The 23,085-nt window shown below is 30.7% G+C and carries 17 protein-coding genes and 1 other RNA gene; 8 read left to right on the top strand and 10 right to left on the bottom strand.

All coding sequences use genetic code 11. The features are described from left to right. The first annotated feature begins 23 nt into the window (after positions 1–23). Entirely contained in the window at positions 24–1,685 is a 1,662-nt protein-coding gene (locus AT682_RS07240; RefSeq protein WP_002882677.1) for a 4Fe-4S dicluster domain-containing protein, read from the top strand. On the opposite strand, the gene AT682_RS07235 is transcribed toward AT682_RS07240, so the two are convergent. Beyond that, positions 1,678–2,487: an alpha/beta hydrolase gene (locus tag AT682_RS07235; RefSeq protein ID WP_002854148.1), complete on the bottom strand. Its 810-nt coding sequence runs from the start codon at positions 2,485–2,487 to the stop codon at positions 1,678–1,680. The two genes, AT682_RS07240 and AT682_RS07235, sit on opposite strands and share 8 nt — an antisense overlap. Then, entirely contained in the window at positions 2,484–3,779 is a 1,296-nt protein-coding gene (locus AT682_RS07230; RefSeq protein WP_002882678.1) for an MFS transporter, read from the bottom strand. The genes AT682_RS07235 and AT682_RS07230 overlap by 4 nt, the downstream gene beginning before the upstream one ends. 165 nt (positions 3,780–3,944) lie before the next feature. Here AT682_RS07230 and rdgB point away from each other — a divergent pair, with 165 nt between their 5' ends. Further along, positions 3,945–4,547 (top strand): RdgB/HAM1 family non-canonical purine NTP pyrophosphatase, encoded by a 603-nt coding sequence (rdgB, locus tag AT682_RS07225; protein ID WP_002855675.1) that lies wholly within the window; start codon positions 3,945–3,947, stop codon positions 4,545–4,547. 30 nt (positions 4,548–4,577) lie between these two features. On the opposite strand, the gene AT682_RS07220 is transcribed toward rdgB, so the two are convergent. Genes AT682_RS07220 through mqnE form a run of 6 tightly spaced genes read right to left on the bottom strand, consistent with a single transcriptional unit; the run spans position 4,578 to position 11,221 of the window. Next, positions 4,578–7,049: an efflux RND transporter permease subunit gene (locus tag AT682_RS07220; protein ID WP_002882679.1), complete on the bottom strand. Its 2,472-nt coding sequence runs from the start codon at positions 7,047–7,049 to the stop codon at positions 4,578–4,580. After that, a complete protein-coding gene (locus tag AT682_RS07215) occupies positions 7,049–7,618 on the bottom strand; it encodes a Tgt2/MlaC family protein (protein WP_002882680.1) in 570 nt (189 codons plus the stop codon). The genes AT682_RS07220 and AT682_RS07215 overlap by 1 nt, the downstream gene beginning before the upstream one ends. 9 nt (positions 7,619–7,627) lie before the next feature. After that, positions 7,628–8,326, bottom strand: a complete 699-nt coding sequence (locus AT682_RS07210) for an MlaA family lipoprotein (RefSeq protein ID WP_002882682.1) — start codon at positions 8,324–8,326, stop codon at positions 7,628–7,630. A gap of 44 nt (positions 8,327–8,370) precedes the next feature. Next, a complete protein-coding gene (locus AT682_RS07205; protein WP_002853580.1) occupies positions 8,371–8,814 on the bottom strand; it encodes a phosphoribosyltransferase in 444 nt (147 codons plus the stop codon). 13 nt (positions 8,815–8,827) lie between these two features. Next, positions 8,828–10,147 (bottom strand): NCS2 family permease, encoded by a 1,320-nt coding sequence (locus AT682_RS07200; protein WP_002882683.1) that lies wholly within the window; start codon positions 10,145–10,147, stop codon positions 8,828–8,830. Between the two features lie 9 nt (positions 10,148–10,156). Beyond that, positions 10,157–11,221 carry an aminofutalosine synthase MqnE gene (mqnE, locus tag AT682_RS07195; RefSeq protein WP_002882685.1) on the bottom strand — a complete coding sequence of 355 codons (1,065 nt, stop codon included), beginning with the start codon at positions 11,219–11,221 and terminating at the stop codon, positions 10,157–10,159. A 134-nt stretch (positions 11,222–11,355) separates the two neighbouring features. Between mqnE and AT682_RS07190 the strand changes: the two genes are divergently transcribed. The 4 genes from AT682_RS07190 to fumC are packed head-to-tail and all read left to right on the top strand — an operon-like array spanning position 11,356 to position 20,080. After that, positions 11,356–13,704: a nucleotidyltransferase gene (locus AT682_RS07190; RefSeq protein WP_002882687.1), complete on the top strand. Its 2,349-nt coding sequence runs from the start codon at positions 11,356–11,358 to the stop codon at positions 13,702–13,704. 4 nt (positions 13,705–13,708) lie between these two features. After that, positions 13,709–15,505, top strand: a complete 1,797-nt coding sequence (gene glmS / locus AT682_RS07185) for a glutamine--fructose-6-phosphate transaminase (isomerizing) (RefSeq protein WP_002855784.1) — start codon at positions 13,709–13,711, stop codon at positions 15,503–15,505. A 2-nt stretch (positions 15,506–15,507) separates the two neighbouring features. After that, the gene (locus tag AT682_RS07180) at positions 15,508–18,633 is read left to right on the top strand and encodes a S8 family serine peptidase (RefSeq protein WP_002858452.1); all 3,126 of its coding nucleotides are present in this window, start codon (positions 15,508–15,510) and stop codon (positions 18,631–18,633) included. 55 nt (positions 18,634–18,688) lie between these two features. Further along, the gene (fumC, locus tag AT682_RS07175) at positions 18,689–20,080 is read left to right on the top strand and encodes a class II fumarate hydratase (RefSeq protein WP_002856014.1); all 1,392 of its coding nucleotides are present in this window, start codon (positions 18,689–18,691) and stop codon (positions 20,078–20,080) included. Positions 20,081–20,109: 29 nt separating this feature from the next. On the opposite strand, the gene amaA is transcribed toward fumC, so the two are convergent. Both amaA and ruvB read right to left on the bottom strand, forming a co-directional pair. Next, positions 20,110–21,153: an AI-2E family transporter gene (gene amaA / locus AT682_RS07170; protein ID WP_002882689.1), complete on the bottom strand. Its 1,044-nt coding sequence runs from the start codon at positions 21,151–21,153 to the stop codon at positions 20,110–20,112. Between the two features lie 3 nt (positions 21,154–21,156). Further along, the gene (gene ruvB, locus AT682_RS07165; RefSeq protein WP_002882690.1) at positions 21,157–22,164 is read right to left on the bottom strand and encodes a Holliday junction branch migration DNA helicase RuvB; all 1,008 of its coding nucleotides are present in this window, start codon (positions 22,162–22,164) and stop codon (positions 21,157–21,159) included. Positions 22,165–22,254: 90 nt separating this feature from the next. Between ruvB and AT682_RS07160 the strand changes: the two genes are divergently transcribed. Together AT682_RS07160 and ssrA are read left to right on the top strand one after the other, a co-directional pair. Then, a complete protein-coding gene (locus tag AT682_RS07160) occupies positions 22,255–22,665 on the top strand; it encodes a hypothetical protein (RefSeq protein ID WP_002862036.1) in 411 nt (136 codons plus the stop codon). Continuing rightward, positions 22,666–23,023, top strand: a transfer-messenger RNA (tmRNA) gene (ssrA, locus tag AT682_RS09290). Positions 23,024–23,085: the final 62 nt, after the last annotated feature.

The following is a 23,085-nucleotide window of genomic DNA, read 5'->3' as shown; positions in this document are numbered from 1 at the left end:
TTTTAAAGAGATTAAGGAAGACAATGCAAGATTTTGTTTATATAAAAAATGATGTTTTAATCCCTTTGCCTGATGCTATTGAAATTTTAGATCAGATAAATGATAAAGAAGTATTAATTTGCAATGATAAAAATCAAAAAGCACAAATTTATGCCCCTGAGATTAATTTTTATCTTAAAAATTCTCAAGATGAAATTTTAGAGCAAAGTAAAAATGTTTTAACGCTTTATGAAGCAAGAGCTAGTGTTTATGATTTAGGGCTTGATTTAGAACAAAGCAAAGAAGTGCAAAATCGTTTGATTTTAGTAGATAGTGATACTCAAACCGTAGAGTTTTTAAAAGAACATGGATTTAAGGTTATTGCTTTAAGTAGTGCAGAAATTTTAGCTGTTTTTGGAAGTGTAGGGGAGCTTTGTGCTGTGGTTAAAAATCAAGGCGAAGAAGTGGAAATAGATTTTGATTTTTTACTTTTTAAAGCTGAAGATTTAAGCGTTGTGCGTAAAGATTTTACAAGACAAAGTGGATGTTATAATCTTTTAAATTTTGAAAATCTTGAAGTATTGCTTGAGTTTTTACAAAGCAAAAGTCCAAAATATCCTTATAAAACTTATATTAGCTATAATGCTAGCGTGTGTCAATACCACGAAAGACGCAGTGAGCATTGTGCAAAATGTGCTGAAATTTGTCCTACTGTGGCGATTTTAAAAGATGATGAAAATAAACATTTGGAATTTTCTCAAGTGGATTGTTTGGGTTGTGGAGGATGTATTAGCGTGTGTCCTAGCGGATCGCTTGATTATGCTCCTATGCCAAGAGAAAGTTTTTTTATCCTTTGCGAGTTTTATAAAGATAAAAAAATTTTAATCATTCCTAAAAAAATGTCTTTAGAAAATTTAAATCTTGCTTTACCAAAAGATGTTTTACCCTTTATGATAGAGGGTGAAAAATGGCTTTCTTCTATGCATTTTTTAACACTTTTGCAAAATAGTGGTGCAAATTTGGTTTTTTATACGGACTTTGTATCTCGTGGTAGCAATGAAGCCATTACGCTTTTAAATACTTTTTTTGAGAGAAAATTTCAAAAAAAAGCTATTTTTGTTGCTAAAGATGAAAAAGAATTGCAAAATGTTTTAAAAGAGCAAGAATTCATACAAGATTTAAAATATGATTTTCATAATAACACCTTAACTACAAGAGAAAATTTTGCCAAAAGAATGCAAGAAATGATAAAAAATGAAGATTTTGGTAGTATAGAAAGTGGCGAATGGTTGCGTTATGGTAAGGTAGAAATCAATCCTAACACCTGTACGCTTTGTCTTTCTTGCGTTGGTGCCTGTAATGTAGGAGCTTTAATCGCTGATAAACAAGAAAATGCTTTGAAATTCAATGCTTCTCTTTGTACGACTTGTGGGTATTGTGAGTTAAGTTGTGCCGAAAAAGATACTTTAAAATTATTTCGTAGTGGAATGGAGTTTAGAGCTTCTTATTTTGAATATCAAACCATGGCAAAAGATGAGCTTTTTGCCTGTATAGAATGTGGTAAAGAATTTGCGACCAAAAAAGCCGTAGAAAAAATAGCCAATTTAATGAAACCTAAATTTGGTAATGATGAGAATAAAATCAAAACACTTTATTGCTGTGCAGATTGCAAGGCAAAAGTGATGATAAAAGCAATGATTAATTAAGATCAAGAAGCTTTTTCATCCACAGCATAGCTTTAGATATGACACTTCCATGAGTTTCATTTTTAAAAAGTTTAAAATGAGTTTTACAATTAGTTTCTTTGGATATTTTTTCGCTAAGTTTTTGAGCATTGAGCTTAGCTACACCTTTGATAATACTTGAATTTGTTTCCAATGAACCTAATCCGATGTAAATTTTAGGGCAAGTTTGTAATTTTATGATATTAGGTAAAAACTCACTATTATCCCACCATAAAGAAGGTGAAATAATAAAATAATGACTAAAAATCTTACTATCATAAAGAAGTGTATCAATGGCAAAAAGTCCTCCAAAAGAATGTCCAAAGAGAATTTGATGGCTAAAATCAATAGGATACATTTTGTTGATATAAGGGATGAGTTGGGTTGTTAAGAAATTTCTAAATTCTTTACTACCTCCACCTTGTTTATTTAAATTTGTTGTAGGCGTATAATCTTTAGTGCGTTTTTGTGTATCAAAAGCTAAATTATTATCATAACCTATTCCAATAATTAAAAGATTTTCTTTGACAGGAGTGTTGAAAAGATTTAAAAAAAGAGGAAAAAAGGCATTTCCATCGAGTAAATAAATGATTTTATATTTATAATTTGAGTTTTCATTCTTGTTTTTAGCTATAAAAATTTTATATATTGTGCCATTATAATTAAATTTGACATTTTCTAAAATAAAGTTTTGTTTTGCTTGTTTTGAGAGCTTGGGTATCTCTAGACTTGGTTTTGCAAAAGCTAGAAAAAAAGAACAGAATAAAAATAATATTTTTTTCATAATTTGCCTTCTAATTCTTCTTTACTTGTAAGTTTGCTATCAAATTTAACAACAAGATTTTTAGAGTTTTTATAAATATCTACAACCCCTAAATTTTCACCAAAAGTACTGAAATTTAAAGGCGTTTCTAAAGGTAGATAAAGGTTTTTAAAATCAGCTGGATTTTTTAAGAAAAATAATGCCACAAGCCAAATTAGAGCTAAAATTACTAAAATAATAGCTAAAAGATTTAAGGTATCTAGATGTAAAAATATCCCTCCGATAATACCACCTATAAAACTTCCACCATATCCAAAAGCATTAAACAACCCTAATGCTGCACCTTTTTCATGAACTTTACAAAATTTTGATGCACAACTTTGCATAATAGGCTCATGTAAATTAAAACCTATAAAAAAAATCACAACTGCTATGATAAAAAAATCAATAGAATTACTAAAAGTAAAAAAAAGATAAGAAAGTATGAAAAAAACAATTCCTAAGAGTAAAATTTGTTTAGCTAAACCTCTTTTTTCGCCTAAACTTCCAGCAAAGCCCATAGCGATAAAACCTGCTACCATAGAAGCGCTATAAACAATCCAAAGTTTATCAGAAGCAAAGCCTAAATGTTTTACTAGAATAATAGGAATACTTAAAAATGCTATACTCATAAGCATTTTTTGCATGAAATTAGTAAGATTCATAAGGGCTAAATTTTTTTGTTTAATAAGATGAAAAAAAGGAGTTTTTTCATTTTCATGAGTGATTTTATTTTCTTTAGGTACAACGGTATAAAGTAAAATTATACATAAAAGAGACAAAGCCGCACTAAGATCAAAAAGGCTAGATAAACCCCATTTTGCACTCATTAGAGGAGAAATGACCATAGAGGCTGCAAAACTAAGTCCTATAAAAGAACCCATTACCGCCATGGCTTTACCACGATTTTCTTCTGTGATAAAATCACTTATCATTGCTGTAGCTACTGCTCCAATGGCCCCTGCACCTTGGAGCATTCTCCCTAAAAGCATGATGTAGATATTTTCCGCAAAAGAGCAGATTAAAGAGCCTATTATAAAAATAATCAGTCCAATGAGCATGGTTTTTTTACGACCAATTTTATCACTTAAAATCCCAAAAGGCATTTGTAAAATCATTTGGGTTAAGGCATAAACACCAACTAAAAGTCCCACTAAAAATTCATTAGCACCTTCAAGTTTTAAAGCATAAAGACTTAAAACTGGCAAAACTATAAAAAGCCCAAAAAATCTTGTTCCAACTATGAAAGATAAGGGTAAGACATTATTTAGCATTATCAATTTCCTATTAAATTTGAAATTTAAATTAGGATAATTTTACTATGAAATGGATTAAGCATTGATTAACATCGTTTTATCATTTGATATTTAAAAGCTACGCACAAGGATAAATTTTATAAAATCATATTTTTGTTTTGATATTATTTTGGAGCTTTTGTTATGAAGATTATCCTAGCTACGAGCAATAAGCATAAGGTTTTAGAACTTAAAGAAATTTTGAAAGATTTTGAAATTTATGCCTTTGATGAAGTTTTAATGCCTTTTGAGATTGAAGAAAATGGAAAAACTTTTAAAGAAAACGCCTTGATTAAAGCAAGAGCAGTTTTTAATGCTTTGGATGAAAAGCAAAAAAAAGATTTTATCGCTTTAAGTGATGATAGTGGCATTTGTGTAGATGTTTTAGAAGGAAATCCAGGAATTTATTCTGCTCGATTTAGCGGTAAGGGCGATGATAAAAGTAACCGTGATAAACTTGTCAATGAAATGATAAAAAAAGGTTTTAAACAAAGTAAGGCGCATTATGTTGCTGCTATTGCTATGGTAGGTTTGATGGGGGAATTTAGTACGCATGGAACCATGCATGGAAAAGTAATAGATACAGAAAAAGGTGAAAATGGTTTTGGTTATGATAGCCTTTTTATTCCAAAGGGTTTTGATAAAACCTTAGCCCAGCTTAGCGTGGATGAGAAGAATAATATCTCTCATCGTTTTAAAGCTTTAGAGCTTGCAAAAATCATTTTAAAGATTTTAAATAAAGGATAAAAATGAAAAATTTTTTAAAATATATAGCTATTATTGTTTTAATATATGCTCTTTATGTTGGTTTGGAAACTTGGTTTTCTTAGAATAAATAGTGATTAAAAAGCTTGGTAATAAGAACAAACTTCCACTTAAAAGCAAAATCATTACAAAAACGGTTAAAATTCCAAAATAAATTGTTGGAATGAAATTACTACTCACCATAACACTAAAACCTAAAACTATGCTAATTGTGGTATAATAAAGTGCCGAACCTATACTAAGGTGAGAAATCATAATGGCTTCTTCTAGGCTTTTGTTTTTAATTTCTTCTCTAAAACGATAAATATAATGTATAGCATCATCAACGCCTATACCTATAGCAATAGCAGCTATAGTGATACTCATCATATCCAAAGGAATACCTAAAAGTCCCATAAGAGCAAAAACCACGCTTAAAGGAATAACATTTACGAATATAGCCGCAACTGAAAATTTTAAATCTCTAAAAACAATGATAAAAAGTATAAAAATAGCTAAAATTACAAATATAAGAGTATCAAATTGCGATGAAAAAAGACTTTGAAGCATATTATTATAAAGCACCATTATGCCTGTGATTTGCACTTCTACTCCATCGTTTTTTACAAGCTCGTTAAGCTGTTTTTTAAGATCTATTAAAAACTTATTACGTCTTAAATTCGGATCAGAATCAACAATACGCATGCTAAATCTTAACTCGTTATTTTCTATACTTACAAAAGGTGAGAGTAAGTCTTGTTTAAATTTAGCAGGTAAATTCTCATTTAAAAATGCAAGAGCAAAATCATCTAACTCTTTTCCATCGTTGATATTTTTCCCCAGGGTTAAAAGACTATTAAGACTTAAAACCGAGCCTACAAATTCTTTGTTTTCTAAAAATTCATGAACTTTTTTTGCAATGCGTGTTTTTTTAGAGTCAAACCAATAAGTTTCTTGTGTGGCTAAATTTTCAAATTCACTTTCAAAACTATCAAGAGTATCGCTTGTATTTTGATCGTTTTTATTATTTGGAAAACGAATGATCACTTCTAAAGGCAAGGTTCCACCTAGATTTTTATCAATAACCAAAAGTCCTTTTTTGATTTCACTACCATCTTTGAAATAATTGACAAAAGAATTTTCAACCCTGAGTTTTGAAATGCCTATTAAAGCTAAGATTATAGCAAGAACTGAAATTCCATAAATCATGCGACGTTTTTTAGGATCAAGAGCGGTTTTGGCACAAAAGGCTAAAAGATTAAATTTAAACTCTTTTTTATGATAATTTTTTGGTTTTAAAAGAACCAAGATACTTGCTAAAAATAAATAACTAAAGATAAGAGCTAAACCTATACCTATACTCATCATAATACCAAGTTTTATGATAGGTTCGATATTTGATAGGATTAAAGAAAAAAATCCTATCATTGTTGTAACAATGGCATAAAGGCTAGGATTTGCTTTGGCTAGTAAGGTTTCAAGCACTATGCGCTCAACTTTAGCTTTGGGATGATTTTGGGTGCTTTCGATAAAATGCGTGATCAAATGAACAACTACACTTAAGGTGATAATTAAAACCAAAGCAACGTAATTTGATGAAATAACCGTGATTTGAAAATTTAAAAGTGCAAAAACTCCACTAGCCGCACTTAAGCTTATAAAACAAATAAAAAGAGGTAAAAAAACAAAGCGCCATGAACGGAAAAAATAATAAAGTGCAAGTCCTAGTAAAAATACAAGAGAAACACCATAAAGCACAAGATCAGATTTTATATAAGCTATCATATCATCAGCGATCATGCTTACGCCACCAAGGTAGAGCGTATCTTTATTTTTTTCATAATTTCGAACTATGCTTTTAATAGTATCTAGACTTTGTTTCGTGATAACTTTTTGCTTGTCTTGATGTTCTTTTATGGCAAGACGAATTTGATCTTTTTCTTTTTCATCGGTAGCAAGATCGCGTTTTTCTATAAGATTATTATAAACTGTATCAGGCTTTAAGTAAATAATAAGCCCTGTTACTTTTCCATCTTTTGAGATGATATTATTTTTATAAAAGGGACTATTTAAAATTTCATTTCGGGCTTTTGTGCGGTTTATATCTTGGCTTTCTATGTTTGGGATATTTTTTAAAAGTTCTTTTAAATCCGTATTTTGAGAACTTTGAAGCAAAGGGGCATTGATGATACTAAAAACGCGTTCTACTAAAGGAGCCTTTTCTAATTCTTCATGAAGTTTTTTTAATTTGGCTAAATTTTCATTTGAAAAAGGTTTTTCATCATAGGGTTTGAAGGCTAAAAGTAAAAAATTATCACTTTTATAATGTTTTGAAATTTCTCTAAAAGTTTTTAAATCTGCATCATCTTCCAAAAGTAAACTTTCAGCACTTGCATCTACACTAAGCTTAAAAGCAAAAAAGCTTAAAAACAGGCATATAAACAAGGTTCCAAAAAAAGTACTTTTTGGACGAGAAATAAAAAACTTTAAAAGCTTTGCAAACATTATTCTATGGCAATACTTTCAAGTTTTTGAAGTAGGGCATCAAAGCCTTGGTTGGCTAAAATATCTCCAAATTGTGATCTATAAGTTTGTACTATACTCACACCTAAAACATCTACATCATAAATAAGCCAGTTATTATTATCATTGTAAAATTTAAAAATGATATTTTTTTCTTCCCCATCTACTACCATAGAAGTAGTTAAAAAATAGCGTTTTTCATTTTTTAACTCACCATTTTTGACCTTTAAAACCTGATCTTTATAAAGACTGAGTTTATCGGTAAAACTTTTTTTAAGACTTGTTTCAAAGGCTGTGGTAAATTTTTCTTGTTCTTTTGGGGTTAATTTAGAATAATTTTTTGAAAGACTGAGTTTTGCCATGAGTTTATAATCTATTATGCTATCAAAAAGTTTAAAAATTCCATCAGCAGCTTGTTTTTTGTCTTCTTTGCTATCTTGTAAAAGTTTTAAGCTTGCATCAATGTTTTTTTGCATAGTACTAGAAATTTCATCTAGCTGTAAGGCAAAAGCATTAAAAAATAAAGCCAAGATTAGAAATATTTTTTTCATTATTTTCCTTTATTTGCTAAGTTCATTGCGTCTTTGCTCGTAAGCATCACGCAAGAATGGATATAAATTAGGCGTGTTGTGATAAATTTCATCAATTTCATCAAGTCTAAAACTAAGTTCATTACCAAATCCATAAGCACTTATAGCTATACTTGCCCAAGTAGGATCAATGTAAGCGGTAAAACTTGCATACCAAGTTGCAGGTAAAGCAAGAGTATCTCTAAGATTACTAGGGCCGAGTATAGGTAAGACAATATGAAAACCGCTTCCTACACCCCAGTGAGCCAAAACGGTTCCTAAGTCCGCGGGATGTTTTTTAAGACCCATTTTTGATGCCACATCCATAAGTCCACCAAAGCCCATAATGGTATTGGCGGTAAATCTTTTAAATTCTTCTCCCGCTTCTTCAAATTTAAACTGCAAAACATTGCCTATAAAACGCAAAGGAGCAAGTAAATTATCAAAGAAATTTCTTACTCCTAATCTTATAAATTCAGGAGTGATAGCGTTATAGCCCTTAAGAACGGGACGCAAACCATAATCATACAAAGCCACATTAAAGCTTGTCATAGCTTTGTTATATCCTGAAAGTGGATCGTTTACTTGATAGTTTTGGTATTCTTGTTCAAAATCATCTAAATTTTGTTCTTTAGCAAAAGCAAAAATAGTAAAAAAAATTAAAATAAAAGATATAAATTTTATTCTCAAGCAAAAACTCCTAAAAATTTTAAAAGTAAAATTATAGCAAATTTTTAATCAAGATTTATATCCCAGTAAAAATCCACCCATTCAGTAGCTTCTTTTACTTTAAAATCAGGCTCTAAAAGAGCAGTTTTTTTATAAAAAATGGTTGCAATTTTAAGTTCTATATGAGGAAATTTTTCAAGCAAAACTTTTTTTATTTCTGCTAAACTTTCTCCACTATCTACTATATCATCAATGAGTAGAATTTTTTTGTGCTTGCTTAAATCAGGAATGTTGAAAATTTCAATAGTATCAAGTTTTTTTGTATTATCGTAATGAATTGAGTTTAAAGCAAAAAGCTGACGCGTTTTTAAAGCCACTGCTAAAGAGTGTCCTAAACTCATCCCTCCTCTTGCTATAGCTAAAAGTGCATCAGGATTAAAATCTTTTTTAATTTCTTTAGCAAGAATTTTTACATCTTCTTTAAATTCTTCATAGGAGTAAAATATCATTATATATCCTTATTTATTGTAGTGCTATAAGTAGAAAATTACCCAAAGATAATAAACTTAAAACTATAATGCCAAGGTTGATTTTATCCCATTCGCGTTTAAAAATTCTTACAAGTAAATAAGAAAGAAAACCAAAAGCAAAACCTGTGGTGATGGAGTAAGTAAAAGGCATCATGATAATAGTAAAAAAGCTTGCTACGGCTATAGCACTATCTTTAAAATCTATATTTTTAACTTCCATGAACATTAAAATTCCAACCATTACAAGTACTGGGTATATTGCGTTTGCAGGAATAGCTTTAAAAAGTGGCAGTAAAAAAAGTGTAAAAGCAAAACAAATAGCTACAACTAAAGCTGTAAGCCCCGTTCTTCCTCCGCTTTCAACTCCTGTAGTGCTTTCAACAAAAGCTGTAACTGTAGAAGTGCCTGTCATAGCTCCTAAGGCTGATCCTGTTGCATCTGCCATTAAGGTTTTGCTTAGTTTTTTTTCTCCATTTTTGGGATCATCAAAAATCTTTCCTCTTTCACCCACACCTGTGATAGTTCCTATGCTATCAAAAAGTTGAGTGATAAAAAAAGTAAGAATTATAGGTATCATAGTAATATTTAAGGCACTTTTGATATCAAGTTGTAAAAAGATGGCCCCTAAACCATTTTCCATGCTAAAATTTGGCCAAGAAAAGATTTGCACAGGAAAACTTGCATTGTCTAAATGGAAAATCCAAGCAATAATAGAGCTTACTAATACCCCCAAAATAAAAGCTCCGCGAAGTTTTATAGCCCAAAAAAAGATGATTAAAGCTAGAGTGAAAATTCCAAAAAGCACATGAGGGCTTTTGAAATTTCCTATACTGACTAAAGTATCTTTATTATGCATTATCACACCCATTTGACTCAAGCCTAAAAATGCAATAAAACAACCTATGCCCGCACAAATTGCAAGGCGTAAATCTTTTGGGATATTGCGGATTACCCAAAGACGAAAATGCGTAAAAGAAAGTATGAGAAAAATAATACTTGAAATAAAAACAGCTCCTAAGGCACTTTGCCAAGCTATGTTTTGACCTAAACAAACCGCAAAGGTAAAATAAGCATTTAAACCCATTCCTACACTCATAGCTACAGGAGTATTGGCAAAAAAAGCATTAAAAGCACTTGCAACTATGGTGATTAAAGCTGTTGCGGTGATTAAAGCTTCTATGGGCATTCCTGTATTTCCTACTATGCTAGAATTTACGGGGATAATGTAAACCATAGCCAAAAAAGTAGTAAGCCCTGCTATAACTTCAGTTTTAAAACTCGTATTGTTTTCTTTGAGTTTAAAAAAGTCCATTTTTTCTCCTTAGTAGGTTTTTAGCTCGTTGTATAAACTATCGCGTTCTACAGGAATAAGATTTGAAGTTTTTATCATATCGACAAAAGTTTTTAAACTTGTGCCTTTAGCAGATTTTGCACCACCTGCACTCTGTATGCTTTCTTTTTCTATGGTACCGTCTAAATCATTAGCTCCAAATTCTTGTGCTACCATGGCTAAATTTAAAGTCATTGTTGCCCAGTAAGCTTTGATATTTTTAATATTATCAAGCACTAAACGAGCAATGGCAATGGTTTTTAAAATTTCTTCACTATCCATGATTTTATCAGTTTGTATAAAGCTATTATCCCTTTGCCAAACTAGAGGGATAAAAGCATTAAATCCACCGGTTTGATCTTGAAGATCACGCAGTCTTAACATATGATCGATCCTGTGATGTCTTTCTTCTATATGCCCAAAAAGCATGGTAGCATTACTTTGCTTGCCTTTTTCATGCCAAAGTTTATGAATTTTAAGCCAATTTTCACTGCTAACTTTTCCATGACAAATTTTCTTACGCACTTCTTCATCAAAAATTTCAGCTCCACCCCCAGGCATAGAATCAACGCCGTATTCAAGCATTTTTTCTATCACTTCTTCATAGCTCATTTTAAAACGGCGATGTAAAAAATCAATCTCAGCAGCAGTCATAGCTTTTACATGAAGATTGGGATATTTTTCTTTTATCATTTTAAAAATTTCTAAATACCACTGCCAAGTTGTATCTTTGTTGTGAGCTGAAACGATATGCACTTCTTTAGTTTCTCGTTTTACGGTTTCATCAACAATTTTCATGATTTCTTCATGAGTCATCAAATAAGGATTAGGATTTTTTCGGTGTGCTGAAAAGGCACAAAATTTACAGGTATCTGCACAGATATTAGTTGGATTGATATGACGATTGATATTAAAATAGACTTTTTTTCCATGAAGTTTAGTGCGTTTTTTGTGAGCGTATTTGCCTAAGGTAAAAAGATCTAGATCCCAAAGTGCATTGGCTTCTTCTTGGTTTAATCTTTCTTCATTTTCTAGTTTGGTAATTAAATTTTTCATTTTAATTTTACTCTTTTGCTGTTTTTAAATAAAGCATTATAATTTTTGCTTACTGAAAAAGAGTTTATAGAAAAAGCCAAAATAAAAGATATTTTTGTTAAGATTATTATTAAAATTTAAAGAGAGTAGAAATTTTGTTAAATAAAGAATTAGAAATTTTTAAAAAAAATCTTAGTTCCTATACCCAAAGTTGTAGAAAATTTTTTCTTAAGCAAGGGGCGTTTAGCTTATATCATTCTAAAAATATGGATAATTTCATAAAAAAAGCTTATGATATAGTTCTTAAAGATTATTTTGATGATTTTTCACCTCCAGGTGATAATATCCCTTTTTGTGTTTTAGCAAGCAAAGCATATGCAAATAATAGTCTTTGTTTTAATGAAAGTATTTCTTTGATTTTTGTTTATAAAGATATTAAGGCTTTTCATTTAAAACCTATGATTAAGGCTTTTATCGAAATTTTAAATGATGCGCATTTGCAAATTGACTCTGTTATCTTAGAATTTAACGGACTTTATAATGCTAGCAATGAGCTTAAGACTTCTATAATACAAACTCGTTTCATATGTGGTTCTAGGATTTTATTTAAAGGGATTAAGACAAAATTTGAGAGTATTTTAAAAGAAAATAAAAATGATTTTGCCAAGCTTTTGCTAGAAAATTTTAAAGAATTTGATATTCCATTTATAAAGCAGGAATTTAATATCTTAAAAGATTTTGGCGGATTAAATCATTTAAGATCCTTAGAGAGTTTGCTTGTTCTTTTTAAGACTTCTCCAAAAAATTATGCTTTAAATTTTATAGATGAAAAAAATTTAAGCGAGTTGCGTTTAGCTGGAGATTTTTTACTTTCTTTAAAATCAGCGATGAATTTATTAAGTGCTAAAGATGAGGATGAGTTTTTACTTATTAATGTTCATGATTTGAGTGAATTAATGTATAAAAAAGCTAAAAAACATTTTGGAGCAAATGAGTTGTTGGTTCAAAAGGCTTTACAAAGTATGCATACTATAGGTTTTTATACACACTTTTTAGCAAAGCAAATTCAAGATGGATTAAATCATACTCTTAAACAAGAATATAAATTTAAAACTCTTGTGGAAGTTTTAGAATACTTATTAAAACTTGAAGATAAACAGGTTATTTTCGATCTTCACTTGGTTTTTGCCCTAAGAAGATTGAAATACGGTAAAAAAGATATAGAAAAAGCTTTAATACTTTTTGAGAAAATTTTTTATAAAAGGCATAGTTTTTGTGTTTTAAAACTTTTGCTTGATAGTGGAATTTTAAAAGATTTATGCAAGCCTTTTTGGACAGTTCGTTTTTTAAGCGATGAAGAAGGAAATTATAGTTTTGATGAGCAAGTTTTTCTTATGTTAAGTGAATTTGAAAAATACGAAGATGAGCTTGAGGTACTCCAAAAACTTAAAACCGATGAAAAAATGATTTTAAAGCTTGTGATACTTTTAAGTGCTATAGAAAGTGAAAATGAAATTTCTTTAGCAGGCATATATAGAGCGTATTGTTCCAAATTTGATTTAAAGAATGAAATTTTAGAATGGGGTCTTAAAATATTTAAAAACAATAATGCCTTAAAAGATCTTGTAGAAAAAGAAGATATATACAATCCTATTGTTGTAAGTAGTTTGGTTTCTAAGCTAGAAAATTTAGAAAATTTAGAGCTTTTATATACTTTAACTTGGCTAAAGGCTAAGGCTTTAAATTATAATGCTTTTTATTTTAGAGTTCTTGATAAACTTTTAGAAAATGCAAAACAAGGTTTTGAAGATGAAAATCTACTTGAAGAAAGTGCAAGAAGGGTAAAAAAAGAATTAACACTTAAAAGAAGTAAGATTTTTTTAGAGCAAGATGAAATTTTGCAGGATAAAATCATACATATCAAATCAAATCTTTTTATTATAAAAAATACTTTTGAAGATATTGTTATGATTTCTAAATTAGCCAAAGAAAATGATTTTAAATTTTGGTTTAGTAATGAAACAAATCTTAGTTTGCAAATTGTTGCACCACTTCATTTTAATATTGCCATTATTTTAAGTTCTTTAACAAATTTAAATCTTATTTTTATGAATTTTTTTGAACTTTTTGATGATAAAATTTATTTAAGGTTTGAATATGATAATATTATCAGTGATGAGCAAAAACTAAAACTTTGTGAGCTTTTAAATTCAAATCTTTCTGGTTTTAATTTGAAAAAAATTAAAAAGCCAATCATTAAAAAAGAGGAGTTAAAATTAGACTTAAACTATTCTAAAATGTATGCCAAATTAGGTCTTAATACTAAAGATCAGCAAGGTTTAATGGCGTATTTGATGAATGTTTTTAATGAACTTGAACTTGTTTTATGTGCAGCAAAAATTCAAACCATAAGACAAAGGACGCGTAATATTTTTATTTTTCAAAAGAATGAAAAATTAGAACATAGCGAGCAAAAGTTAGTTAATTTATTAATAAGTGAGTAAAAAAATGTGTGGAATCGTAGGCTATATAGGAAATAATGAAAAAAAACAAATTATACTAAATGGACTTAAAGAATTAGAATATCGTGGCTATGATAGTGCGGGTATGGCAGTGATGCAAGAAGGCGAACTTAGTTTTTTTAAAGCTGTAGGAAAGCTTGAAAATTTGGCGAATAAATGCACAGATTTTGAAAGTCAAGGTTATGGTTTTGCTGTAGGTCATACAAGATGGGCAACCCATGGTAAACCTACTGAAATCAACGCACACCCTCATTTAGGACAGTATTCTTGCGTGATTCACAATGGTATTATAGAAAATTATAAAGAAATTAAAGATAAACTTGAAAAAGAAGGCGTGAGTTTTTTAAGTCAAACAGATACAGAAGTGATTGTTCAGCTTTTTGAATTTTATGCAAGAAATTTGGGAGTTTTTGAAGCTTGGCAAAAAACCATCAAAGAACTTCGCGGTGCTTTTGCTACTTTGTTAGTAACAAAAAAAGATCCCAATCATGTGTATTTTGCAAAAAATGCTGCTCCTTTGATTATCGGTAAAAATGCAAATAAAGAATGGTATTTTTCTTCAGGTGATGCGCCTTTGATAGGAAGTTGTGATGAGGTAATGTATCTTGAAGATTTAAGCTTGGGATACGCGAGTAAAGATGAGCTTGTCGTTTATGAAAATGATATTTTAAAATCACTTTGTTTTTCTAAGCTTTCAGGTGATAAGGCTTATGCAAAAAAAGACGGCTTTCGTTTTTTTATGGAAAAAGAAATTTATGAACAAAGTCGCGTGATGAGTGAAGTTTTAATGGGGCGTATTCAAGGCGATGAAGTCGTTTTTGATGAGCTAAACAATGAAGATTTAAGTCAAGTAGATGAAATCACGCTTTGTGCTTGTGGAACAAGCTATCATGCTGCAATGGCAAGTGCTTATTTGTTTGAAAGAATTGCTAAAGTTAAAGCTAAAGTAGAAATTGCAAGTGAATTTCGCTACCGTGAAGCAATTATAAAAAAAGATTCTTTATTTATCGTTATTTCTCAAAGTGGAGAAACAGCAGACACTTTAGAGGCTTTAAAGATTGCAAAAGAGCAGGGTGCTAAGACTTTTGCAATTTGCAATGTGGATAATTCTAATATAGTGCGTTTAGCACACCTAAGTCTTTTAACTCGTGCGGGTATAGAAAAAGGAGTTGCTTCAACTAAAGCTTTTGCCACTCAGGTTTTAACACTTTGGATGCTTGCTATTTTTATGGCACAAAAAAGAAATTTAAATGTTTCTGCTGAAATTAAAGCACTTTTACATACTCCAAATTGCGTGAGTGTAAAACAGGCTTTACATGAAAAAATTCATCGTTTATCTAAGCGTTATTTAGATGGACATGGCTTTTTCTTTATAGGCAGAGATGTGTTTTATCCTTTGGCCTTAGAAGGAGCTTTGAAACTTAAAGAATTATCTTATCTTCACGCTGAGGGTTATCCTGCAGGAGAGATGAAACACGGCCCTATTGCTCTGGCTGATTCTAAACTTTATACTATAGCTTTAATGCCAAAGCATATGCTTTATGAAAAAACAAAATCAAATGTTGAAGAGCTTATTGCTAGGGATTCTACAGTGCTTAGCATTTCACCTTTAGAATTTGATTTAAGTGATGATTTTATAAAAACCAATGAGCAAGATCATTATATGTGTGAATTTTTTGAAATGATGGTAATTACTCAACTTTTAGCGATGGAAATTTCCATAAGACTTGGCAATGATGTGGATATGCCAAGGAATTTGGCTAAAAGCGTAACGGTAGAATAGAAATGAAAAAATTTTTTTGTTTAACTTTAGTTTGTAAACTTTTTGCTTTAAGCGAATTTGAACTTCATCATATTGATAAAGTACATAAGCTAGGGTATAGCGGAGATACTATTATAATAGGTGTAGCCGATGATGCTTTTAATCAAGATCATATTAGTTTAAAGGATAAGATTTTAAAGTCTACTTATCCTACTGATACAGCTGGGAAACAGCTTATACCTGATTTGAAAAAATCAACACACGGAAGTCATGTAGCAGGTATAGCTGTTGGAGCAAAGATAGGCGATAGCAAACCTTATGGAGTGGCTTATGGGGCAAAATTTTATGGAGCTGGGGTGTTTCCAAATGGCTCTTACACTCAAATTCCTGATATTTATAATTTTTTCAAAGATGTGAGTATTATTAATAATAGCTGGGGTATTAATTTTTATCCTTATTTTAATCTTAAGGCTTCAAATTCTGGATTAGTAGATTGTACTCAAACTAATCAAGGGACAAGCTATAATATCTGTAATACTCCTTTGGAATATGTTATGAAAGCAGATAAGGTTGCTAATGATATGATGAGGCTTAGCAAGGACAAGGGAGTATTAAATGTATTTGCTGCTGGTAATGAAGGAATTCTTAGCCCTGCTTTGCATGCGATTTTACCAAGTTATGATGAATCTTTAAGAGCTTGGTTGGCTGTTGGAGCTTTGGATGCAAATGAGATTACTTTAGAATCAGATGGGACTTTAATAATTAAAAGTCAAGGTTTGGCTGATTTTAGTAATGGTTTTAAGGGAGCTACGAATTTTTCTTTAGTTGCTGCTGGAGTAAATATTAATAATGTTGATTCAAGCACTAATGATAAGTTTACAAAAAAAAGTGGAACTTCTATGGCAGCACCTATGGTAAGTGGAACAGCGGCACTGGTCAAGCAAAATTTCCCCTTTTTGGATGGTAAGCAAATTGCTGATATACTATTAAGTACAGCAAATAAAAATTATAAGGCTCCAAAATTTACTGTTAAACAAGTAACCGATGGAACAAATCAACCTAAATTTCTTATTGTGTATATTTCGCAAGATCCACCTGGGATAGAAGATGAAATAAAACGGGATTTAAAACAGCTTTACAATGGAATACAAGTTCAAGTTAATGGACAATGGATTGATTATAGTGATTATATTTGGGATAATAGAGATAGTGCGCAGTCACAAAAACTTAATACTTCCACTATTAGTTCTATTAATGGAGTAGTTAGAGTTGAGAAAGAAGAATTATTTGGACAAGGAATTTTAGATGCACAAAAGGCGTTAAAAGGACTGAGTATTTTAGATGCAAACAGACTCAGTGATCAGGATGTATTAAAATATGAGCAAGAACCTAATACAGCTTATTATACTATAAACACTGCAGGTTATGATGCTGAATTTTCTAATGATATTAGTCAAAGAAAATGGGATGAAAGTACTCATTTATCAAGTGCTATTAATAAACCTACACATTTAGCTAATCTTAACATAGGATTATCGAAAGAAGGTGAAGGTATTTTGATTATCAGTGGTCAAAATACTTATGAGGGTGCAACTTTAATCAAACAAGGAGAATTAAAGCTTAAAGGAAAAGTTAAAAATAATGCTTATGTAGAACAAAAAGCAATATTAAGCGGTAATGGTATTGTAGGGCAAAATTTAAACAATAAAGGCATAGTTAGACCTGGAAATGAAGATTTGAATGATTTAACCGTGCAAGGAACTTATACTCAAGAAGGAGTTGATTCTAAATTGCAACTTGATTTTGGTAATTATAAAAATTCTAAACTGATTGCAAAAACTTATGATATTAAGAGCGGGAATTTAGAATATATTCCTTTACCTAAATACTATATCTTAAATAAGCCAGTGAAAATTAATTTGGGAGATTTGGAAAAAAGTTTATCATCTTTTAATCATGTTTTGATACAAAATACCTATGCTTTAAATTTTGATTTTGTTTTAAGTGATGATTTAGTGAGTATTAATAAAACCTTAATAAAACCTAATTTAAAGCCAAATGCTTACGAAATTCCTAATACAAGCTTGGGAAATGCTTTAAGACAATTGCGATCTAGGGCAGACTTGAGTCAGACTTATCAGGAATTTTTTGCTTCTTTAGATAATGGAATAGATGTAAAGACTAAATTAAATAGAATAGAAGGTTCAGGGTATTTAAGCACTTTTAGTAATCATAATCAATCTAATTTAATGCAAAATAATATGTTATTTACCCTTCATCCTCTTAATATTAATAATTTTGCACAAAACAATAATATCTTACTTGCTAGTACTTATTTACCTAGAATTTTTAGCAATGAAGAATATTTTTGGCATCTTACTCCAAGTTATAAATACTATAAAGATAAAGATTTTTCAGGTCAAAAAACAGGTGCTAATATCTCTTTAGGAGAAAATTTCTCATCAGGCTTTTTAGCTTATGCTTTATCTCTTTCTAGCGCTAAATTTAATTTTAATAATGGTAGTGATTTGAAGAGTTATAACATGGATTTATTGCTTAATTATAACCATGATTTAGATTTTATAAAAATATTAAGTGGATTAGGTATAGGTGTAGGATTTAATACTCTTAATCGTTTTGTAGTAGAGCAGCCAATTGAAGGCAAATATAAAACATTGCAAACTTCAGCCCAGCTTGGTGTAACTAAAGATATTATTTTAGGTCAAGATTTTATTTTTAATCCTTTAATGTATTTTACACATAGTTTTTTTTATCAAGAAGATTTTAAAGAAAATAAAAGTCCTTTTGCTAAAAATTATGAAAGTTTAAAACATCATAGCATAAATGCAAATTTAGGTTTTAATCTTGCTAAAAATATAGAGCAAGATGATTATCAAGCTTCTTTTTCTACTTTTGTAATTTTTGAAAAAAGAATTTATGGAAGAACTTTAGAAAATAAGGCTAGTTTTGTTGATTTTCCTATTGCTTTTATTCAAAAATATAAATTAAAAGATAATATTTTAAGTCAAGGTTTTAATTCAGAATTTTTATATAAAAACAATGTATTTTGGCAGTTTATGTTAATGAATAGATTTTCTCATAATGCCTATGAATTGCATTTAATGAGTTCAGTGGGAAAACGTTTTTGAAAGTATTTATTTTTTTAGCTTATAATAAATAAAATTTTAATCAAAGGAAAAAATTATGGAATACAGAGTTGAACATGATACCATGGGTGAAGTTAAGGTTCCAAATGACAAATATTGGGGAGCTCAAACTGAAAGAAGTTTTGAAAATTTCAAAATCGGTTGCGAGAAAATGCCAAAGGTTTTAATCTATGCTTTTGCAAATCTTAAAAAATCTTTAGCTTTGGTCAATAACAAACTTGGCAAACTTGATGATGCTAAGAAAAATGCTATAGTTCAAGCTTGCGATGAGATTATCGCAGGTAAATTTGATGATAATTTTCCACTTGCGATTTGGCAAACAGGTTCAGGCACACAAAGTAATATGAATATGAATGAAGTTATTGCAAATCGTGCCACTGAAATCATGGGCGGGGATTTTCGCAAAGAAAAGCTTGTACATCCAAATGATCATGTTAATATGAGTCAAAGTTCAAATGATACTTTTCCAACAGCTATGAGTATCGTTGCGGTTGAGCAAGTAGAGAAAAAGCTTATCCCTGCGCTTGATGAGCTTATTGCAACTTTTGAAAAAAAAGTAAAAGAATTTGATGGTATTATCAAGATAGGACGCACGCATTTACAAGATGCTACTCCACTTACTCTAGCGCAAGAATTTAGTGGATATCTTTCTATGCTTTTACATTCAAAAGAGCAAATCATCGCTTCTTTACCAACTTTAAGAGAGCTTGCCATAGGAGGAACTGCAGTAGGAACAGGGCTTAATGCACATCCAGAATTAAGCCAAAAAGTAAGTGAAGAGCTAACTCAACTTATAGGTACAAAATTTATTTCAAGTCCAAATAAATTTCATGCTTTAACAAGTCATGATGCGATTAATTTTACTCATGGAGCTATGAAAGGTTTGGCTGCAAATTTAATGAAAATTGCAAATGATATAAGATGGTTAGCTTCGGGTCCAAGATGTGGTCTTGGTGAGCTTATCATTCCTGAAAATGAGCCAGGAAGTTCGATTATGCCAGGTAAGGTAAATCCTACCCAGTGCGAAGCTGTTACTATGGTTGCTGTACAAGTGATGGGAAATGATGCAGCTATCGGATTTGCAGCAAGTCAAGGAAATTTTGAACTTAATGTGTTTAAGCCTGTGATTATTTATAATTTCTTGCAAAGTCTTGATTTGTTGGCTGATTCTATGCATTCATTCAATATCCATTGTGCTGTAGGCATAGAACCAAATCGTGCAAAAATCGATCATAATCTTCATAATTCTTTAATGCTAGTTACCGCTCTAAATCCACACATAGGTTATGAAAACGCTGCTAAAGTAGCCAAAAATGCTCATAAAAAAGGTATTTCTTTAAAAGAAAGCGCAATGGAGCTTGGTTTGGTTAGCGAAGAAGATTTCAATAAATTTGTTGATCCTACTAAAATGATAGGCCCAAAAGCCTAGAACATAAAACTTGCCTTTTTTAAGGCAAGTTAAATTAAATTCTTATCTTTTAAAATCACATACATTCTTAAAGTTGATACAAAAAAAGTTAAAATCGCAGGACCTAGTATAATACCCCAAAAACCAAAGGTTGAAATTCCTGCTATCATGGCCAAGAAAATTAAAAGTTCGTTGATTTTGGTAGGGGTTTTTACAAGTTTTTTGTTGATCCATTTGATGATTAAAGGTTTGATTAAAGTATCTGCTATAAAAGAAATTACAATTACAGAATAAATAAAAATAGCAAGAGCTGAGTTAAGATTGTTTGAGGCAAATTCATAAAGACTTACAGGCACATAAATTAAAGCTCCTCCTATAGCAGGTATGAGAGAACTTACAGCAAAAATTACTCCCATTAAAATTCCATCATAACCATAAAACATTGTGATTAAACCAAAAAGTGCACCTTGAAATATTGCTACAATTACCATAGAGTAAAGCACAACAGCCATAACATTACCCACTTCGCTTAAAACATCATCGAGTTCTTTTTTATCAATAGGAATGATGGATTTAAGATAGATAACAAGTTCTGTTCCATATAGATTTGCAAAGAAATAAAACACACAAATTAAAACCATATCTATAAGAAATTTAGCTCCTGATTTTGTAAAACTTGAAGCATAGCTTAGAATTTGTTTAGAAATGCTATTTAAATCTATAGAAGCTAAAAATTCTTTGATTTTAGGTTCTAAAAAATTAAAGCTTTCGGGCAAGGTAAATTGATAGTTTTTGACATAATCAAGTGTTTGTGTAACTAAATTAATATCAAAATTCTTTAAAGCTTTGGCAAGTTCTATCATAGCATAAACAAAAGGTGCAAAGAAAAGCAAAACCATACAAGTTGTTGTAAGAATGGAAGCTAAAAATTTATGCCCTTTAGTAAGATTTAAAAATTTCGCATTGATATTTGAGGTAGCTACCGCCATTAAACTAGCTATGATAATTACAAGTAAAAAACCTTTAAAAAGGTAAAGCAAAAGAAATAAAATGACTAAAATAAAGCTTATAAGAAAGAATTTTCCATTTTGCAAAATTTACTCCTCAAATAAAGTTTTTTCATAGTTTAATTTTAAAGCACTATAGCTTTTCGTGCTTGCTATACGCCCTTTTGCAGTGCGTTCTATATAGCCATTAGCTAATAAATAAGGCTCGATTACATCTTCTATGGTATTTTCATCTTCACTTAAAGCCGCAGCAATGCTTGCAAGTCCGATAGGTTTTTGCTTAGCAGCGGTTAAAAGTTCAAGATATCTTAAATCCATCGCATCAAAACCAAGCTCATTAACTCCTAAAGAATTTAAGGCCTCATTAGCTCTTTTTTCTGTGATAATTTCTTCATCATTAACATCGGCAAAATCTCTTACCCTTTTTAAAAGCCTTAGAGCTATTCTAGGGGTTGAACGACTTCTTTTAGCGATCTCAAGTGCGGCTTTTTCTTCGCAAGTTTTATTAAGTTTTAAAGCTGCTTTTTGCAAGATTAGGGCAAGTTCGCTGTCTTTGTAAAATTCTAATCTAAATTGCATACCAAAACGATCGCGCAAAGGATTGCTAAGCATACCTGCACGAGTTGTAGCCCCTATAAGAGTAAATTTTGGTAAATCGATTTTTATGGTTTGAGCAGCTGGACCACTACCTATAATGATATCAAGGCGGTAATCCTCCATTGCAGGGTAAAGCACTTCTTCGATAGCAGGGCTTAAGCGGTGAATTTCATCGATAAAAAGTATATCTCCTTCGCTAAGATTGGTTAAAATAGCGGCTAAATCTCCGCTTTTTTCTATCATAGGAGCGGCGGTTGTTTTGATATTTGCACCCATTTCATAGGAGATGATATTAGCTAGTGTTGTTTTTCCAAGTCCTGCAGGACCACTAAAAAGTATATGATCTAAACATTCATTGCGTTTTTTAGCTGCAGCTATAAAGATATTTAAATTTTTTTTAATGCTTTCTTGACCTATATAACCATCAAAATTTGAAGGACGCAACGAAGTTTCGTAAGTTTCATCAAAGGAGTATTTTTCTATTTCTACTATTCTATCCATATCTTTGCTTATATTTTGGAAAAATTAAAATAAGATTTTAGCTAAAATTTGCTAGAATTTACATTAAACTTCAATGATTATGGTTTAAAAATGGGAATTTTAACAAAATTAGAATTAGATTATGAAATTGACGATATAGAAAAATTTTTACAATTTTTTAGAACCATGTGCGATAGGTTTGAACCTTTAATCATCAAGCTTGGAAGCGATAGTGTGCGTTATAAAGAAGCCATAAAAGAGCTTGAAACTTTAGCACACAATACCGCTTGGGCAGCAAGACGCTTAAATCTTGAAGAAGTGACTGATTTTTGTGTATTTTGTGAAGAGATGATGGTGCAAGCAAATCGCTTTAACGGGCCTGCTAGTGATGAATTTACGGATTGGATGCTTTTGATGAGTGATCAATTTGAAAAATATTGTCGTTCATATGAAAATGATGATTCTGTTTTAGCGGTTTTTAATCCTTTAATTGTTAATGTTCCAAATATTATTTCTAAATAAGGGAGCGACTTGGCTTCGACAGGAGTAAGTCTGCTTAGATGGCATGTCGCTTTGGGCAAAGCGTAAAAAGCCCAAATAAAATTAAACGCAAACAACGTTAAATTCGCTCCTGCTTACGCTAAAGCTGCGTAAGTTCAGTTGAGCCTGAAATTAAGTCATACTATCTAGCTTAATTTTCGGTCATTTTTGATAGTGTAGCCTTGCGTTTGACAAGCGTTGAGGTGAAATAAAGTCTTAGCCTTGCTTTTGAGTTTTGGAAGATGAGCGAAGTAGGGTGAAGTAGTCATCTTTGCTAAGCATGTAGAGGTCTTTGTGGGATTATTTTTGGACAGGGGTTCGATTCCCCTCGCTTCCACCATCACGCTAATTTTAAGTAAATCATAAGTTTATTTCAAATTTTTAGAATTTTTTATATGAAGT

The sequence above is a fragment of the Campylobacter jejuni genome (assembly GCF_001457695.1).
GTDB classification, from domain to species: Bacteria; Campylobacterota; Campylobacteria; order Campylobacterales; family Campylobacteraceae; genus Campylobacter_D; species Campylobacter_D jejuni.
Note: the sequence above shows the minus strand (reverse complement) of the source record. Positions and strands in the feature narration are given on the sequence as shown.